The organism is Duganella paludis (genome assembly GCF_054461335.1).
This window is the reverse complement of record NZ_CM136922.1, coordinates 190,052-206,664: the sequence shown is the minus strand read 5'-3', so window position 1 is coordinate 206,664 and position 16,613 is coordinate 190,052. Positions and strand designations below refer to the sequence as shown.

The window sequence follows — 16,613 nt, the reverse complement described above, 5'->3', positions numbered from 1 at the left end:
GCGCTGCGCAGCGGCGCGCTGCCGCAGCCGAAAATCAAACTGATGAACGGCGGCCACTATCCAGCCTCGTTCGACAACGAAACCCGCGAGATCCGCGTGCACCAGGCGGCGGCCGACCGCGCCGCCGCCGGCCGCGACGAATCGTGGGAGCTGCTGACCGCCTTGCTGCACGAATTCGGCCACTACATCGACCTGGTGCTGCGCACCGACCTGGCCGGCAAGCATCCCGACGGTAGCTCGACCCTGAAGGCGGACGCCGACCTGGACGAGGGCGCCAAGTTCGCCTACGAAATCGCGGTGTTCGACTTTGCCGGCAGCAGCGAGGCCGAGTACGCGAACTATTCGTCGCCCAATTTCAGCGGGCCGTTGAAGGTCAACTACAACGAAGCCCGCACGGCGATCCGCCAGGCCCAGGACGAGCAGGCCCAGCGCATGGAAGGCAAGGAGGGCAGCGTCGAGTATTTCGGCGCTGGCCGGGGCGAACACCATGCCGAGCATCCCAACAGTTCGTTCGGCCACCAGTCGATCGAAGACGCGCTGGAAAACGAGATCTACACCGAGGCGGTGCGCAAGCAGATTTATTTCGGCAACTGGCTGCGCGACTTTTCGCAGGTGCTGGACCCCGCCATCGTGCGTGCACCCAATGCGCCCAAGAACTTCCCGCGCGCCATTGCCCGCAAGGAGCTGACCGAGGTGGTGGACGTGCTGGCGGAAACCGAGTTTGTCGGCAAGGCCAGCGAAAAAGCGCTGTTCAAGGTGACGGAGGATATCCTCGGCGTGTATCGCCCGGTGGAGCACATCGACAACCCCACCAACAACAAAAAGGATGCGCCGGATCCGCAGACCATCGACAAGGACTTCCAGCCCAAGGCCCGTCCCCAGGATGTGGCGGTCGACACCGCTACCGGCATGAAGCGTTACATCGTTGAATCGCGCAAGTACATGCAGGCCGAACTTGGCAAGGCGATCGCGGCGGGCCGCACGCCGGCCGGCTACCGCCATTTCGGCGCGGCGCTGCACGTGCTGGAGGACTATTTCGCGCACAGTAATTTTGTCGAGCTGAGCCTGCGCAAGGCCGGCCACACCAACGTGCTGCCGTGGACCTCGCCGGTGGCGGGCAGCAAGCATATGTATCCTGTGGTGACCGGCATGTTCGATTCCGACGACGTCATCGCCAGCACGGCCGGGCTGATCGCCGACACCTTGTTCAAGGTGGAATGGGACTACAAGGCCATCAAGCCGGGCGAGCGCACCAAGGCCGACCGGATCGTACGCATCCTGCTGCGCGAACATCGCGACCCGAGCTGGCTCAAGCTGTTCGACCAGGCGCTGCTGTACCGCGATGCCTTGGCGCGCATGCCGGGACGCGATGTGATCGGCAAGGTCATGCATTACTCGTTTGGTATGATCGGCAATTGCTACGCCTTTGTGTATTCGTCGCTGCTGAAACTGGCGGGTGAAAGCGTGGACGACCAGCAAGTGGTCAGGACCGGCAATCCGAACACCAACGGTTCCACCGATCCGACCCACTCGCAACTGGCCAAGGACCACGACACGCATGCCTTCCATGTGCTGGCGGCGTTACTGGCCAAGGAAGCGGTGCGCAACGTCGGCGACGCCATGGCGGCGCGCTGGACCGGTTCCAACCCGGCGGCCGACCCGGCGGCGATCGCCGGCGCCTACCTGGTGCATCCGATGGATTGCCATTGGCAGGATGCGACGGTGGCGCAGTGGGCCAAGAAGAATCCGGCCAACGTCAAGCGCGGCGAATCCGCCACCGAGTGGGAGGCGCTGGAGAAGGCCCACAAGAAAGAAGTGCTGGACGGCATACGCAACGCCGGCAAGGCCAGCCAGTCGACCTGGGATTATGTGAACAAATATTTCAAGGATCTATTCAAGTAATGAGCAAGGCCAAACTATTACTGCTGTCGTGCGTGCTGATGTCCGCCTGCCATGCCCAGAGCGAGAGTCCGACCGTGGGCGAACGGATGGGCGCGGCGCTGGAAAAGGCGGCCAAGGCCACCGGCGCCATCAAAGACCATGGCGAGGTGCGCAAGGTCAAGCCCGGCGCGGCGCCGAAGATCGTCCTGAAGGACGGCAAGATCCTTTACAACGACCAGCAACTGGTGCTGGGCCAGGATTTCGCACGCTGGCGCAAGGTGATCGGCGAAAAGAACGCGGTGTGCGGCGGCCAGGGCGGTAAGACTTCCTGGTGCAAATGGGACGAGGCCGGCATCGAGATCGGCAACGGCGCGGACGGCTCCGGCAAGGTACGCCACCTGAGCCTGCTATTCCAGCCGCAGTTGAAGGAACGCGCGGAGTACGCGCCGCCGGACCAGCCGGCGCCGCAATGGATGACGGCCGGCGTGTTTCCCGGCTATCTGGAACTGGACGGCTTCGGCATCGACAAGGAAACGCGCTTCTGGGAAATCAAACAGAGCGTGAACCGCGAGCGCGAGCTGCGCTGCGGGTTGAAGGATTGCAGCCATCCCATGGGCAGCTTCAGCGAGCAGGCCAACCTCTACCTGACGCTGGCCGGCCGCGATGAGCGCAGCGCGCTGAAGAAATTCAATATCTCGGAATCACCGGCGCCCTGATTTCTCCGCTGCGGTCAGGTAGGCTTTGAGCGACTTGATGTCGGTGACCTTGCCGCTGGCGACCGCGCCCTGTGCCAGCTCTTTTTCTGCGCGCACGGCGGCGGTGCCCTTGGCCATTGAGAACACGGCGACATTGGTTGCCACGTCGCTGCCTTTGAACATGCCCAGGTAATAGGTCGTGGCCGGCGTGTCGAGCTTGCTGGATGCGAGGTAGTTCAGGCACTTGCCGCGCGCGGCGAACAACTCGCTGCTGAACTTGCTCAGTTCCGTTCCGTTGTCCAGCACGAAGGAGCAGTTGGCGCTGGTCTTGTCCTTGAACACGGCAAAGGCGCCGTTGGCGTCGGCGATCAGGTCGCGCGTCTGCAGCTCCATGGCCGGCTGCGCCTTGCCGATGGCGTAGCCGCGCGCGGCGCGTATGCCGTCCGCTGCCTTGACCTTGCCTTTTTGCGGGCCGCCGGCTTCCTCGTTGAGCTTCTCGTCGGCGACGTATTCCCCGCCTTTGTTCTTGAACACGTAAAAAAATTGCTCGTAGCTTTCGTTGCGGCTGTCGAGGTCGGTGTATTCGAACACCAGGTAGTCCTTGCCGGCCAGCTTGAAGGCGGCAGCGTCATTGATGCTGGCGCATTGCGGATATTGTTCGCCCGGCTCGGCCGCCAGGATCTCGACAAACGTCGGCGCGGCGGCAGTGCCGCTTAGCAGGCCGCAGCTGGGCACGTTGGCGCCTTTGGCGTAATACATGACGGGTGCGATGCCTTCGGCCGGGATGGTCGGGCGGGCCTTGCTGTCGAAGGCGATCCATCCGCGTTGCGCCAGGTACTGCACCGCATCGGCCCCGGTCGCCGCATTGACGGCACCGGGACACGCTGAGACGACAGCAGCCAGGCTTAACATCAAGGCCTGAAACTTCATAGGCGATCTAGCTGCGATGACCTGGCAAGTTCCAGATCGTTGTTGTCATAGTATAGTGACTCGACCAGCCATCCGGCGGCTTTATCGTAGACGAAGTTATAGTCTTCGATGCGGGTCGGGACGTTGTAGCGACATTTGGTGCTGTCGAACTGAGGTTGTGGGATATATTCTTTGCCGGTCGACTTTTTCATCGCGGTGAGCATGGCGATTTCCGTGTCGGCCGGACCGCGCTGGAACAGTTCGGCGTAGTGTTTGATGAACACTGGACGGGCGATTTTCATCGGTTTCATTCCATCCATGGGCGGCAGCAGTTGCACCGGAAACTTGTAGTAGCGCGCCGCTTGTTCGGGCTGGCCAGCCAGGGTGGCGTTGCGGAACGATTGCCACGTAGCGCGCAGAAGGGCTGGGTCCGGCGGGTTGCACGGTTCGGCGCTCGCTGGCGAGTCCAGGCAGCCGGTCAGGCTCGCGGCGCACAGCGTCAATATCAGGAATTGCTTCATTTACGTTTGTCCTTTTCGGTCGGCCAGCGGTACGACACCAGATGCAGGGCTGGATCGTCAGCCGGGTCGACGGTCCAGCCGGCAAAATCCCTGACCATGCGCGAGAAGTTGCCGCTCAGGAGGCGTACCATTTTGACCTTTCTGAATTTCTTTTTGGTTTTCTTGGTGATGGTGCCGTCTTTGCCTTTGACCTCGACTTCCTCGACGCCATCTGCAACATTTTTTTCAGTCGTGCCGGTGTAAAAACCAACATGGTATTCCGGTTTGGTGGAACGGGTTACAACGGTGATGGCGCCGTAGCGTGGCTCGCTGATTTGCTCACCCCAATCCTTCCACGATATGGCCCGTGCGTCGTCGGTGCCGTTGTAGCCAGCTTGTTCCATGCACCAGTTGGTAAAGGAGGAACACCATGACGTGCCGTCGTCGCGTGCCGTATCACGCTCCAGCGTGGTCGTTTGCAAGTATTTGACGATGTCCGGATTGTTGAAGCGTTGTTCGATCTTCAGCATGGCGGCATCCGCATCGGCGTAGCCCTTTTGCTCCCTGGTGATGGTCTCCCGAAGTTCGGCCAATTTGGCGTCGTCCGCCGGTTTCTTTTTCTGTTCGATACCCAACTGCTTTTGCGCGGCTTTTTCAGCTTTTTTGCTCGCTTCGCGCGCGGCATGCTGTGCTTTCCACTCGGGGTTGGTCTTGTGGGTATCCGTATTTTCGGTGACTTTCTCGGCACCATCCTTGCCTTGCTCCTTCAGGGCAAACGGCATCCACGGCGCGTCGCTGCTGGCCGCGACCGTTTTGACGGCCGTCTGTTCGGCAGTTTTGACTTTCTCTTCGACTTTGGGCTTGGCGACTTCCTTGTTGGGCAAGCTGCTGCCGATCACTTGCTGGCGGGCTGGGCCCGGCGCGGTGGTTTGCGCGGTCAGCGGTGCTTCCGGCGTCTTGGGACGGGTTTGGAACTGCTTGATGTAGGCGAACGAGGTGCCGTACACCACATTCCAGCCGAGGTCATTTTTCACCGCAGCAACGATGTCTGCAAACGTGATCTGATGGCCGGGTGAGGGTTTGGGCGCAGCCTTGTCTTTGGCCGCTTGGGCGGCTGCGTCGAAGACGTTGGCTGGCGCAGCAGCTTGGGCCGGTAGACGCGAGGTTTTCGCGGCGGCACCGGCGGGAGGTTTGGGCGCTGCCGCCGGCGACGGAAGCGGTGCGGGCGGCGGCGTCGGGCCGGGCGTCGGCAGCGGAGCTGCTGCGCCACCGGTGTTTTCAGGCGTGGGTTTCCAGCCGTTGTGCGGCGCAGCAATCGCCACGGCGACTTCTTCACCGTCGTGCGGTTGGAGGACGTGTTCGTTACCGTCTTCCGGCATGCCTTCCTTGCTGACGGCATCGTTGTAGGCTTGGTAGTCGATGCGCGGGATCAGCAGTATGATGGCTTGCTGCGATTCGGTGTTGATTTCGGGTAGCTTTCCGTCGGCGTCGGTGGTGACTTCTTCTGCGTGGAGTTCCCATTCGATATGATGGTCGTCGGCTGCGGCCGGCACAGACTGATCGACGGAGGGCGACGCGGCAGGTGCGGCGGTGGGCGTCGCCGCTGCCGGCTCCCCCGCTTCAGCAGGAAGGGCTGCGGGTGCGGCGGCAGGTGATGTGGCGGCGGCCGGCGGCGCATTGGATGCTGCGGGTGGAGTCGCCGGTTCGGCTGCCGGCGCGGGCGGGCCGCTAGGCTTGGGCGTCTTGGTGATCGTGATGGCTTTGCGGTTCTTCATCGGCTTGCCCATGACGTCGCTCAGCTGGATCACCAGCCCATGCGAGGCGTTCAGAATTGCTTCGAAACGCTCGGCCTCATCGACCACGGTTTTTGAATCCGGATAGCGCTTGTTTTTCTCCAGTTCGGAAAAATCGCGAGGCGGCCAGGTTTCCTTTTTGCCGACCATCACCTTGCGGCGGGTAGAGAACTCGCCGTAGTGATAGCGGTAGTAGACCAGCGGCTCGAATTTGCCTGCCGCCGAGCCATAGTCGGCGATGGTGGCTTTTTTCAGATCGTAAAAATAACTCAGGCCGGCCTGGATGCTTGCGCGCGCATCAAAGCGATTGGCATCGGTAATGCCATAAGTTTTTGCGGTACCGTCAACCACCTGCGCGATGCCGGATGCGGTGCTGCTCTTGCTGGCGGCGTCAGGATTGAACGACGACTCGCGTTTGGCGATCGCGATGTAGTACGCCGTATCGCGGTTGTTGAAGCCTTTCTTGCGCGCTTCCTCGATAATGATGTCGATGACTTTTTGTTGTACCTCGGGCGGCACATCCCAGCCGTTGCGCCCGGTGCCGGACACGGATTTTTTCGGGTCGATTGGTTCGTCATAGTGCGAACTGGTGTTGTCAGTCATTGTTCGGACTCGCGCACATTGTTAGGTAAATCAAATGTCGCTTCCTTGCGCCACGTCGCTTCGCTTTGGCGGAGGGCACGTTGTTCGACGGCGCTGGCGGTCCATTTGTCGCCATAGCGTTTCCAGCGGCCGTCCAGGCCGACAACGGCTTGCAGCTCGCAGGTGTCGCAGCTGCCACCTGTGCTCATGTTGATCACCAAGTAGCGTTGCTTGCCCGCTGATACGCAGCGCAGCGAGTCGGCAACGTGGTAATCGTCTTCCACCGGCTCATGCTCGAGCAAGTCGCGCATAATGGCCTTTTTCCCCGCTTGCTCAATCACCAGTTGTTGTTCGGCGCAGGCCGTGTTGCGCTGCATTACCGCATTTTCGCGATGCGCGACTTCGCAATACGAGCGCACGGTGACGCGCGCCTCGCCGCACTTGGTTTCATTTCTGAACCAGAATGACTCCGGCTCAGCCGTCTGGGCCGCAGCAGAGCAAGTCCACAGTGCGGCCAGCAGGGCTGTTTTCATGCCTGGGTAAACCATTTGTTCACATCCTCTTCTTCATCGATTTTGTCGCGATGGAACTTCTCGTTAAGTTCTAACGAAATCGCGAGTTGTTCTTCCCTCGCCGTGTTGATCGGCATGGTTTGGCCGTCGACGTCGGTCTTGCCGAAGAAGACCTTGCCGTCGGCGCGAACTTTTTTATACAAACGGCCCGCGACGGCAGTACCACTGGCCGCGTCTTCCACCTTGAAACGGCCGGCGTACAGTTTTTCGTTCGGCAGTTCAGGCAGGACGGACGTGCTTTGCACCGGTCCGGTCAGCTCCTTCATGCTGGCCTTGAAACTCGTGGTGCCTGGACCATGCACTTCGATATTACCGCCTTCCAGCTTGATGTAGGCACCTTGGGCGGACAGCAGCACATAATCCTTGGCGGCCACGGTGATGCTCTTGGTCACACTGGCTGCGGTGATCAGCTTGTCGGCGGTGAGCGTGGTGGCGCCGCTCTGACTCTGGCTGCTGACCTTGCCGCTGGCAGCGTGCAGGCGGATGCCAGTTTCCTGGTTGGGCTTGTCGGCGCTGTCAGCCTTGCCATTGGTGAACAGGCTGATGCCATCGCGCACCATGTGCAGGCTGTTGGCTTGCACCGCCAGGTTGATGTCTTGGCCGGCCGTCAGGCTGCTGCTGGCGCCGGCGGACAGCACCGCGCTCGCCGGCGTGACGGCGGCGATGCCGGCCGGCGTGGACAGTTGCAGCACGGCGGCGCTGTAGGCCGCCGCTTCACCGTCGCCACCGATTTTGCCCGCCGTGCCGGCCACCTTGGCGTCCAGCACCTGGGCGTTGGCGGTCATGGCGGCGATGGCCGGGATTTTCTCCGGCGCCGGTTCGGCAGGCAGCAGCGCCTTGTGGGTTTGCGCCGTGGTCGCCAGCGTGGTCTGCAACTGGCCGGCCTGTTCGATCTGGGCTTGCGCCTCGCGCGCGTCCAGCTGGTGGCCGGCGCCGCCGTTGCGCACGTCGGCCGAGATCAGCATGCCTTTGCCGGCGCGCAGCGCGGCGCCGTGCGCGGATTTGAGTTCCGCGCCGAAGCCGGCCGGCTTCAGGCGCTGGTTGTCGGTCTGCTGGCGCAGGTGGCCCAGATTGAGTTCCGCCGTACCTTGGTGCGCCGCGCCGTGGCGCTGCAGGCCGATGCGCGGCTGGCCCGGCGTGTCGTCGAACACCAACTGGCTGTAGGCGCCGCCGCCGCCCTGGCTGGCTGGCAGCGCCTGGCTCTTGAGGCCGGACAGCACCGCCGGATGGGCGTGCGCCTCGGCCTCGCCGGGGAACCAGGCCGGCGCGTTGCCGGTGCTGGCGCCGCCGCCCTGGGCCACCTGGTTGTGCTGGGCATCGGCCTGGCCCTGGCCGTTGTAGACCGCGCCGATCACCACCGGCCGGTCGATATTGCCGTCGATGAAATCGACCAGCACTTCCTGGCCGATGCGCGGCACGGCGTTGCTGCCCCAGTTGGCGCCGGCCAGCGGCGCCAGCGGCGTGGCGATGCGCACCCAGGCGCCGACGCTGTCATCGGCTGGCGCACCGCTGTGGCTGTCCGGCGCCGGATGGTTCAGGCGGCTGTGGCCGGCCGCCCCGCGCTGCCAGTGGAACTGGACCTTGACGCGGTGGTCGCGGTCGGTGTGCACGGCGGCGCCGGCCGGGCCGACCACCACGGCGGTTTGCTGGCCGCGTATGGTTGGACGTGGATGCAGCAGCTGGCCGTGACCGTCGGTGCCGCTGGCGCGGTAGGGCACGTCGCTGGCGATGGCGTCGATGCGGTTGCGGTACAGCGGCCGCTCGCCCATCTGCTTGCCGACCGCGTGCAGGCTGCCGGCCTGCTCGGCGGCGATGGCGGCGCCCAGCGCGCTTTCGCCGAGGCGCTGCATGAGGCCGGCGTGCAGGTCGGCGCTCAGGTTGTTGTGCATCAGGTGCACCACGCGGGTGATGAGGAAGGCTTTGCCATCGCCCAGCGCGTGCTCGTTCAAAGTGAAGGTGGTGCCGGAGGCCAGCGTGCGCACGGTGCCGGCGCCGGTGTAGACCTCGCGGGCCGCTTCCAGCGCCTGCAACTGCTGGTCGGCGATGCGCTGGCCGTGGGCGCGCGAGGCGTAGGCGTAGGCGCCCGGGACGTCGCGGCTGGTCAGCAGTGGATGGTCGTCCGAGCCGGCGGCCGTGCTGGTGGCGCTGACCGGGCGGGCGTCCAGGGTGCGGTAGTCCCAGCTGCTGAGTTCGACGGCGTTGGTTTGCAGCTTGAGTTCGCAGCGCCAGCGGTCCATGCTGTCTTCGCGCATCACCGCGCCGGGCTGGGTGAAGCGCACCTCGGACTGGGCGTTGGGCTGGAAGCTGCTGTTGTCGTCGGCGATCACCAGTTCGTGGCCGTCGCTGCGGTGCAGGTAGTAGTGGAACAGGCCTTCTTCATGCATCAGGCGTTCGGCGAAGGCGAGGTCGCTTTCCTGGTATTGCGTGGTCAGGCTGCGCACCGGGTAGGCGCTGCGGTCCTGCACGTCGAAGCGCCAGGCCGGCGCCAGCTTGCCCTGGCCTTGCCAGGCGCCGAACACGGCGTCCAGGATGTCGAACACGTTCCGGTCCTGGAAGATGCGGTTGTCGCGGTTGTGGCCGAGGAAAGCGGTCCACGGTTCCAGCGTCAGCGTGTAGCGCGCCATGCCGCCGTTGGCGCCGTTGGCCTCGACACCGGTGATGTGGCCGTGGAACGGCCGCGCCTCGCCCAGCGTGGTCTGCAATTCCAGCAGCGCCGGCTGGCCGAGCAGGGCGCGCAGCGGCAGGCTGGCATCGGCCGACAGCGCGCTGATGCGGTAATGGAAGCCGCCACTCAGCGATTCCTCGCCGCGCACGCATTCAGGCGTCAGCACGCCGTCCCCGAGCGGGGTGGTCAGGCGCAGCAATCGCGTTTCCTGGCTAATCAGTGAGAGCAGTTCCGACAGCATGGTTGTAAAGTTAATATGTTTGCATGCCGCATTACACCCGATTCAGCCGTAAGGGGCAAGAGTGATCCAATTGAAACTTGCTCCAATGAAAAACGCCCCGCGCGGCGTTGGCCGGGCGGGGCGTTTCAGGCGTGCTGGGGATTAGCCAGGCACGACTTCCAGTGGATCGCGGACAGTGACGGTCGAACCTGGATGGTCCAGTTCGGCTTTCATCTTTTCCATGTCCAGTTCTTTTTCCCATTTCGATACCACGACCGTGGCCACGCCGTTGCCGACGAAGTTGGTCAGGGCGCGGCATTCGCTCATGAAGCGGTCGATGCCCAGGATCAGCGCCATGCCGGCCACCGGAATGGTCGGTACCACGGCCAGCGTGGCCGCCAGGGTGATGAAGCCGGCGCCGGTGATGCCGGACGCACCCTTGGAGGTCAGCATCGCCACGCCCAGGATGGTCAGTTCCTGCCACAGGGTCAGCTCGGTGTTGGTCGCTTGGGCAACGAACAGGGCGGCCATGGTCATGTAGATGTTGGTGCCGTCCAGGTTGAACGAGTAGCCGGTTGGGACCACCAGGCCGACCACAGGCTTGGAGCAGCCCATGCGTTCCAGCTTGGTCATCAGCGAAGGCAGCGCGCTTTCCGACGAGCTGGTGCCCAGCACGATCAGCAGTTCTTCCTTGATGTACTTGATGAACTTGAAGATCGAGAAGCCGGTGTACTTGGCGATCAGGCCCAGCACCACGAACACGAACAGGAAGCAGGTCAGGTAGAACGAACCCATCAGCTTGGCCAGCGGGATCAGCGAGGCCAGGCCGTATTTACCGATGGTGAAGGCCATCGCGCCGAAGGCACCGATCGGAGCGGCTTTCATGATGATGTTCACGACGCCGAAGATGACGTGCGAAAACTCGTCGATCAGCTTGGCGATTGGACGGCCGCGCTCGCCCAGCAGCGACAGCGAGAAGCCGAACAGGATGGCGATCAGCAACACTTGCAGGATGTCGCCCTTGGCGAAGGCATCAACGAAGGTCTTCGGGATGATGTTCATGATGAAATCAACCGTGGTCAGGCCTTCGGCGTGCGTGTATTGCGCGATCGCCTTGGTGTCCAGGTGGGCAGGATCGGCGTTGAAGCCGGCGCCCGGTTTCAGCACGTTGGCCACGACCAGGCCGATGGCCAGGGCGATGGTCGAGACGACCTCGAAGTAGAGCAGGGCCTTGCCGCCGACGCGGCCGATTTTCTTGACGTCCTGCATGCCGGCGATGCCGGAGACCACGGTACAGAAGATCACCGGGGCAATGATCATTTTGATCAGTTTGATGAAGCCGTCGCCCAGCGGTTTCATGGCAACCGCGTCGGTCGGCAGATAAACGCCGAGCAACACGCCGCAGACGATGGCGAACAGTACCTGTATGTACAGGACTTTATAGAATGGTTTTTTCACGGGGTCTCCTCGTGGTTCGGGTGTGAGGAGTCCATCATCGCGCAAATGGACAGATATCACTATTGTGGAAAACCGCAAATTCACGCCGGTGATATCTGTTTTTGTTAGGGATACTACTTAGGCCGCTTACTGCGCGACCCAGCCGCCATCCATATTCCATGCGACGCCGCGCACCTGCTTGGCTGCGTCGGAGCAGAGGAACACGGCCAGCGCGCCCAGCTCTTCCGGCGTGACGAAGTCGCCGGATGGCTGCTTGTCGGCCAGCAGCGCTTTCTTGGCCTGCTCGTTGCTGATGCCATCCTTGGCGGCGCGGTCGTCGACCTGTTTCTGCACCAGCGGGGTCAGCACGAAGCCGGGGCAGATGGCGTTGACCGTGACGCCGGTGGTGGCGGTCTCCAGCGCGTTGGCCTTGGTCAGGCCGATCAGGCCGTGCTTGGCCGCCACATAGGCCGACTTGCCGGCCGAGGCCACCAGACCGTGGGTCGAGGCCAGGTTGATAATACGGCCCCAGTTATTGGTGCGCATGCGCGGCAGCACCAGGCGCGAAGTATGGAAGGCCGAGCTCAGGTTGATGGCGATGATGGCGTCCCATTTCTCGGTCGGGAAATCCTCGACATTGGCGACAAACTGGATGCCGGCGTTGTTGACCAGGATATCGACGCCGCCGAATTTTTCGCCGGCGAAGTTGATCATGGCTTCGATCTCGGCCGGCTTGGTCATGTCGGCGTTGTGGTAGGCCGCTTGCACGCCGAATTCCTTGGCCAGGTCCACCTGCAGCTGGGCGATTTCGGCGCTGTCGCCAAAGCCGTTCAGCAACACGTTGGCGCCCTCGGCCGCCAGCGAACGCGCGATGCCCAGGCCGATGCCTGAGGTAGAGCCGGTGACCAATGCTGTTTTGCCGCTCAAAGTCTTGTTTGCCATACTGTCCTCTATCGTCTATAGGGTTGGTGATTGAATGGGCGCTGCGCTACACTTCGGTAGGAAATTATCACAACGCGGTAAAATGGTAATTCTGAACATCATTACATAAAAACCATTGAGGAAGCCGCATGTTCGAAGCAAAAATAAAGTCTGTTCAATGCCTGTCGCTGGCCGGCCTGCATCGCATCTCCTACAAAGAATGGGGCGACGAGAACAATCCTAATGTGCTGCTGTGCGTGCATGGCGTCACCCGCGTGGGCGACGACTTCGACAACATGGCGCAGGCACTGGCCAACGACTACCGCGTGATCTGTCCCGACGTCGTCGGCCGTGGCCGTTCCGACTGGCTGAAGAATCCGCAGCTGTACCGCATTCCGCAGTATGTCAGCGATATCGTAACCTTGCTTGCGCGGGTTCTGCCAGACGGCGAAAGTCAGAAGGTCGACTGGTTCGGCACCTCGATGGGCGGCCTGATCGGCATGGGCATGGCGTCGCTGCCGGGCAATCCGATCCGCAAACTGGTGCTCAACGATATCGGCCCGGTGCTGGCGCCGCTGGCGCTGCAGCGCATCGGCGACTACATCGGCCAGGACATGCGCTTCGACAGCTTCGAAGATGGCGCCAAGTTCATCCGTGACGTGTCGCTGTCGTTCGGCGAGCATAGCGAAGCCGAGTGGCACAAATTGGCCACCGACGTATTGCGCCAGGACAAAGACGGCAAATGGGTACGCCATTACGATATGGGGCTGGCCCTGCCGTTCCGCTCGGCCACGCCGGAATCGGCCGACGCCGACCAGGCCATGCTGTGGGCCGCGTATGACGCCATCCGCTGCCCGACGCTGCTGGTGCGCGGCGCCGATTCCGACCTGCTGTCGCCGGAAACGGCCAAGGAAATGACCGAGCGCGGGCCGAAGGCCACGCTGGTGGAAATTCCGAACGTGGGCCACGCGCCCACTTTCATTCACGACGATCAAATTGCAATAGCAAAGAAATTCTTGTTAGGTTAAAAATAGTATGGAAATCAAACGACTGCATGTAGGCAAGCGCCTGTCCGAAGTAGCGATCCACAACAGCACCGTGTACCTGGCGGGCCAGATCGCGGAAGATACGTCGGCCGACATCCAGGGCCAGACCCGCGAAGTGCTGGGCCACGTCGACCGTCTGCTGGCCGAGTCCGGCAGCGACAAGACCTGCATCCTCAGCTGCCAGATCTATATCAAGGACATGGCCGACTTCCCCGGCATGAACGAGGAATGGGACGCCTGGGCGCCGCAAGGCCACACGCCGCCGCGCGCCACGGTCGAAGCACGCCTGGCCGATCCGAAGGTGCTGGTCGAAATCGTCGTCATCGCCGCGCAGCGCTAGGAGTCCCATGGTTTCCACCACCGCGCTCAATAGCGCAACGTCGGAGCAGCTGGTCCAGGGCTTGTCGCCCGACGACGGCGCCCGCATGCTGGCGGCGCTGGACTTCGCCAGTGCCGCCTACGGCGACAAGGTTGGCACCAGCGGCCAGCCGGCGCTGGAGTTCGCGGTCGGCGTGGCCGGCACGCTGGCCTTCCTGCGCACCGACGTTGAAACCCGCATCGCCGGCCTGATGTTCGAGCTGACCTTGCTCGACACCGAGCAATCGGCCGTGATCGAGCCGCGCTTCGGCTGCGAGGTCAACGACCTGGTGGCCGGCGTGCGCCAGCTGATCCGCCTGCGCGAACTGACGCAGACCCAGGCGCCGCAAGGCGCGGCGGCGGCCCGCGGCCGCAACGCCGCACAAATGGCGGTGGCGCAGGTGGAAACGCTGCGCAAGATGCTGCTGGCCATGGCCTCCGACATGCGCGTGGTGCTGGTGCGGCTGGCGTCGTGCGTGACCACGCTGCGCTATTTCGCCGACATCAAGCTGTTCAACGACATGACCTGCGCCTACGGCCGCGAGACGCTGGACCTGTACGCGCCGCTGGCCAACCGCCTGGGGATCTGGCAGCTCAAGTGGGAGCTGGAGGATTTGTCGTTCCGCTTCATCGAGCCGGAAACGTACAAGCGCATCGCCAAGATGCTGGAAGAAAAGCGCCTGATGCGCGAAGGCTTCGTCACCAACGCCATCGCCCGCCTGCAATCGGAGATGGCGTCGGCCGGCATCCAGGCCGAGGTGTTCGGCCGTCCCAAGCACATCTACTCCATCTGGAGCAAGATGAAGGGCAAGGAGCTGGACTTCACCGACCTGTACGACGTGCGCGCCTTCCGCGTGATCGTGGCCGACGTGAAAACCTGCTACACCGTGCTGGGCGTGGTGCACAACATCTGGACCCCGATACCCAAGGAATTCGACGATTACATTTCGCGGCCGAAGCCGAACGGCTACCAGTCGCTGCACACGGTGGTGACGGCGGAAGACGGCCGGCCGCTGGAAGTGCAGATCCGTACCCAGGAAATGCACAGCTTCGCCGAGTACGGCGTGGCCGCGCACTGGCGCTACAAGGAAGAGGGCGGCTCCAACTTCCAGGGCCAGAAGTACGACGAGAAAATCGCCTGGCTGCGCCAGCTGCTGGCCTGGAAAACCGACGTCGCGGACGCCGTGGTCGGCCAGGAAGAGCAGCAGCGCGAATGGGTGGAAAAACTCAAGGCCGCCGCGCTGGACGACCGCATCTTCGTGCTGACGCCGCAGGCGCGCGTGATCGAACTGCCGGTCGGCGCCACCCCGGTGGACTTCGCCTATCACCTGCACAGCGACGTCGGCCACCGCTGCCGTGGCGCGCGGGTGGACGGCGTCATGGTGCCGCTGAACACGCCGCTGAAAAACGGCCAGACCTGTGAAATCATCACCGCCAAGGGTGCGCCGGGCACGGCGGGGCCATCGCGCGACTGGCTGGCCGAGGAATACACGGTCGCGACGCGCACGCGCTCCAAGATCCGCGCCTGGTTCCACGCCATCGACATGCAGGAAACGCTGTCGCACGGCCGCGCTGCGGTGGAAAAAACCCTGCAGCGTGAAGGCAAGACGGCGGTCAACCTGGAAGCGCTGGCCAACAAGCTGGGCTTCGCCAAGGTGGACGACCTGTTCCTGTCGGTGGGCAAGGACGAATTCAGCCTGCGCGCGATCGAAAACGCGCTGCACGACAGCGGCGAGCCGAGCGGGCCGGCGGACGAGGTCTTCCTCGGCAAGAGCAAGGCGTCGAGCGTGGAGCAGGGCGCCAAGTCGGGCGTGCTGGTGGTGGGCACGGACGGCCTGATGACGCAGCTGGCCAAATGCTGCAAGCCGGCGCCGCCGGACGGCATCGTCGGCTTCGTCACGCGCGGCAAGGGCGTGTCGATCCACCGCGCCACGTGCAAGAACTTCGCCGAAATGCGCGCCAAGGCGCCGGAGCGGGTGATCGTGACGGAGTGGGGGCGGTCGGTCTCGGACACGGTCTACCCGGTCGACATCTTCATCCTGGCGAACGACCGCCAGGGGCTGCTGCGCGACATCTCGGAGATTTTCTCGCGCGAGAAGATCAACGTCATCGGCGTCAACACGCAAAGCGCCAAAGGCTTCGCGCGCATGACCTTCACGGCCGAAATCGGCGCCACGGCCCAGTTGCATAAAGCCCTGGCCGCCATCTCCGAAGTCACCGGCGTCCAGGAAGCCCGCCGCGCTTAAGGCAACTAATCCATCGTCTGCGCAATGCGCGCGGCGATGGATTGCGCCAGCAGATGGATGTGGTAGCCGTCGACGAAACCATGGTGGGCTTGCACCGCCATGGTCATCGTCAGCTTGCCGTCCGCGCGCGGTTCGCTGAAACGGCCCCAGGCCAGCGACGGGATGTCGTAGGTCTTGTGCTCGTAGATCGGGTGCTCGATCGAGGCCAGCTTGAGCCACGGCATGCAGGTGATGTGGATGTTCCTGCGCTTCTCGTATTCGCTCAACGCCTCGGTGGTGTTGATGATTTGCGTGCTCGCTTCCGCCTCCTTCTTCGACGCCACGCTGCGGGCGATGAATTCCCCCAAGTCCTCCGTCATTTCAAAGCGCGCGAAATTCAGGTTGTGGTCCTGGTTGATGACGGTGTAGGACGCCCAGAAATCGTCAATCTTGATGACCTCGCCCTGGTGGATGCGGTACATGAAGTTGTCGCTTCCCTTTAGCGCATGCAATACGTGGTACAGGAAGAAGTGAAACGGTGGCAGCCCTTGCTGCTTGCAGTATGGCCGGAATTCCGGCACCTCCAACTCAAAGCTCAGGTTGACCAGCGGGTTCTCGAACGATGCAAAGGCATTGTATCGGTCGCGGCGTTTTTCAAAATTCTGCATGGGATATCTATGTGGAAGAACGAGGCGTCATTGTAGTGTAAATGTAAAGATTGCTGTTGTTTCCTCAACACAATGCGCATGAACTTAAGTTAAGTGATTCCGGGATGTTCGTTAGGATGTTATGTTGCCAAGACCTCCACAC

General features: G+C 62.8%; 13 protein-coding genes. 5 read left to right on the top strand and 8 right to left on the bottom strand.

The window, feature by feature from the left end; genetic code table 11:
• Nucleotides 1-42 precede the first annotated feature (42 nt).
• Both ACXZ1M_RS00880 and ACXZ1M_RS00875 read left to right on the top strand, forming a co-directional pair.
• Nucleotides 43-1,902 carry an HET-C-related protein gene (locus tag ACXZ1M_RS00880; RefSeq protein WP_459053948.1) on the top strand — a complete coding sequence of 620 codons (1,860 nt, stop codon included), beginning with the start codon at nt 43-45 and terminating at the stop codon, nt 1,900-1,902.
• Entirely contained in the window at nt 1,902-2,597 is a 696-nt protein-coding gene (locus ACXZ1M_RS00875) for a DUF7738 domain-containing protein (protein WP_459051361.1), read from the top strand. Before ACXZ1M_RS00880 ends, ACXZ1M_RS00875 begins: the two co-directional genes overlap by 1 nt.
• Here ACXZ1M_RS00875 and ACXZ1M_RS00870 read toward each other — a convergent pair.
• The 7 genes from ACXZ1M_RS00870 to ACXZ1M_RS00840 form a co-directional block, all read right to left on the bottom strand.
• Complete coding sequence (locus ACXZ1M_RS00870; RefSeq protein ID WP_459051360.1) at nt 2,583-3,506, bottom strand: hypothetical protein; 924 nt, start codon at nt 3,504-3,506, stop codon at nt 2,583-2,585. The genes ACXZ1M_RS00875 and ACXZ1M_RS00870 overlap by 15 nt on opposite strands.
• Nucleotides 3,503-4,006: a hypothetical protein gene (locus tag ACXZ1M_RS00865; RefSeq protein WP_459051359.1), complete on the bottom strand. Its 504-nt coding sequence runs from the start codon at nt 4,004-4,006 to the stop codon at nt 3,503-3,505. Before ACXZ1M_RS00865 ends, ACXZ1M_RS00870 begins: the two co-directional genes overlap by 4 nt.
• Nucleotides 4,003-6,381, bottom strand: a complete 2,379-nt coding sequence (locus tag ACXZ1M_RS00860; RefSeq protein WP_459051358.1) for a TIGR02594 family protein — start codon at nt 6,379-6,381, stop codon at nt 4,003-4,005. Before ACXZ1M_RS00860 ends, ACXZ1M_RS00865 begins: the two co-directional genes overlap by 4 nt.
• Nucleotides 6,378-6,893: a hypothetical protein gene (locus tag ACXZ1M_RS00855; protein ID WP_459051357.1), complete on the bottom strand. Its 516-nt coding sequence runs from the start codon at nt 6,891-6,893 to the stop codon at nt 6,378-6,380. Before ACXZ1M_RS00855 ends, ACXZ1M_RS00860 begins: the two co-directional genes overlap by 4 nt.
• Nucleotides 6,890-9,796: a type VI secretion system Vgr family protein gene (locus ACXZ1M_RS00850; protein WP_459051356.1), complete on the bottom strand. Its 2,907-nt coding sequence runs from the start codon at nt 9,794-9,796 to the stop codon at nt 6,890-6,892. The genes ACXZ1M_RS00855 and ACXZ1M_RS00850 overlap by 4 nt, the downstream gene beginning before the upstream one ends.
• A 183-nt stretch (nt 9,797-9,979) precedes the next feature.
• Complete coding sequence (locus ACXZ1M_RS00845) at nt 9,980-11,275, bottom strand: dicarboxylate/amino acid:cation symporter (RefSeq protein ID WP_459051355.1); 1,296 nt, start codon at nt 11,273-11,275, stop codon at nt 9,980-9,982.
• Nucleotides 11,276-11,401: 126 nt separating this feature from the next.
• Nucleotides 11,402-12,196 carry a 3-hydroxybutyrate dehydrogenase gene (locus ACXZ1M_RS00840; protein ID WP_459051354.1) on the bottom strand — a complete coding sequence of 265 codons (795 nt, stop codon included), beginning with the start codon at nt 12,194-12,196 and terminating at the stop codon, nt 11,402-11,404.
• 128 nt (nt 12,197-12,324) lie between these two features.
• On the opposite strand from ACXZ1M_RS00840, the gene ACXZ1M_RS00835 reads away from it, so the two are divergent.
• The 3 genes from ACXZ1M_RS00835 to ACXZ1M_RS00825 are packed head-to-tail and all read left to right on the top strand — an operon-like array spanning nt 12,325 to nt 15,824.
• On the top strand, nt 12,325-13,203 hold the full coding sequence (locus ACXZ1M_RS00835) for an alpha/beta fold hydrolase (protein ID WP_459051353.1): 879 nt from the start codon (nt 12,325-12,327) through the stop codon (nt 13,201-13,203).
• Nucleotides 13,204-13,210: 7 nt separating this feature from the next.
• Nucleotides 13,211-13,561 carry a RidA family protein gene (locus tag ACXZ1M_RS00830; protein WP_459051352.1) on the top strand — a complete coding sequence of 117 codons (351 nt, stop codon included), beginning with the start codon at nt 13,211-13,213 and terminating at the stop codon, nt 13,559-13,561.
• Nucleotides 13,562-13,568: 7 nt separating this feature from the next.
• Nucleotides 13,569-15,824, top strand: coding sequence for a RelA/SpoT family protein (locus tag ACXZ1M_RS00825; protein WP_459051351.1), 2,256 nt, complete (start codon nt 13,569-13,571; stop codon nt 15,822-15,824).
• 5 nt (nt 15,825-15,829) lie between these two features.
• On the opposite strand, the gene ACXZ1M_RS00820 is transcribed toward ACXZ1M_RS00825, so the two are convergent.
• Entirely contained in the window at nt 15,830-16,471 is a 642-nt protein-coding gene (locus ACXZ1M_RS00820; protein WP_459051350.1) for a CatA-like O-acetyltransferase, read from the bottom strand.
• Nucleotides 16,472-16,613 lie beyond the last annotated feature (142 nt).

Excerpts from the sequence above, each read along its gene's own strand:
- ACXZ1M_RS00880 (WP_459053948.1), top strand. The coding sequence starts at position 43 with ATGAACGGCGGCCACTATCCAGCCTCGTTCGACAACGAAACCCGCGAG.
- ACXZ1M_RS00875 (WP_459051361.1), top strand. The coding sequence starts at position 1,902 with ATGAGCAAGGCCAAACTATTACTGCTGTCGTGCGTGCTGATGTCCGCC.
- ACXZ1M_RS00870 (WP_459051360.1), bottom strand. The coding sequence starts at position 3,506 with ATGAAGTTTCAGGCCTTGATGTTAAGCCTGGCTGCTGTCGTCTCAGCG.
- ACXZ1M_RS00865 (WP_459051359.1), bottom strand. The coding sequence starts at position 4,006 with ATGAAGCAATTCCTGATATTGACGCTGTGCGCCGCGAGCCTGACCGGC.
- ACXZ1M_RS00860 (WP_459051358.1), bottom strand. The coding sequence starts at position 6,381 with ATGACTGACAACACCAGTTCGCACTATGACGAACCAATCGACCCGAAA.
- ACXZ1M_RS00855 (WP_459051357.1), bottom strand. The coding sequence starts at position 6,893 with ATGAAAACAGCCCTGCTGGCCGCACTGTGGACTTGCTCTGCTGCGGCC.
- ACXZ1M_RS00840 (WP_459051354.1), bottom strand. The coding sequence starts at position 12,196 with ATGGCAAACAAGACTTTGAGCGGCAAAACAGCATTGGTCACCGGCTCT.
- ACXZ1M_RS00835 (WP_459051353.1), top strand. The coding sequence starts at position 12,325 with ATGTTCGAAGCAAAAATAAAGTCTGTTCAATGCCTGTCGCTGGCCGGC.
- ACXZ1M_RS00830 (WP_459051352.1), top strand. The coding sequence starts at position 13,211 with ATGGAAATCAAACGACTGCATGTAGGCAAGCGCCTGTCCGAAGTAGCG.
- ACXZ1M_RS00825 (WP_459051351.1), top strand. The coding sequence starts at position 13,569 with ATGGTTTCCACCACCGCGCTCAATAGCGCAACGTCGGAGCAGCTGGTC.
- ACXZ1M_RS00820 (WP_459051350.1), bottom strand. The coding sequence starts at position 16,471 with ATGCAGAATTTTGAAAAACGCCGCGACCGATACAATGCCTTTGCATCG.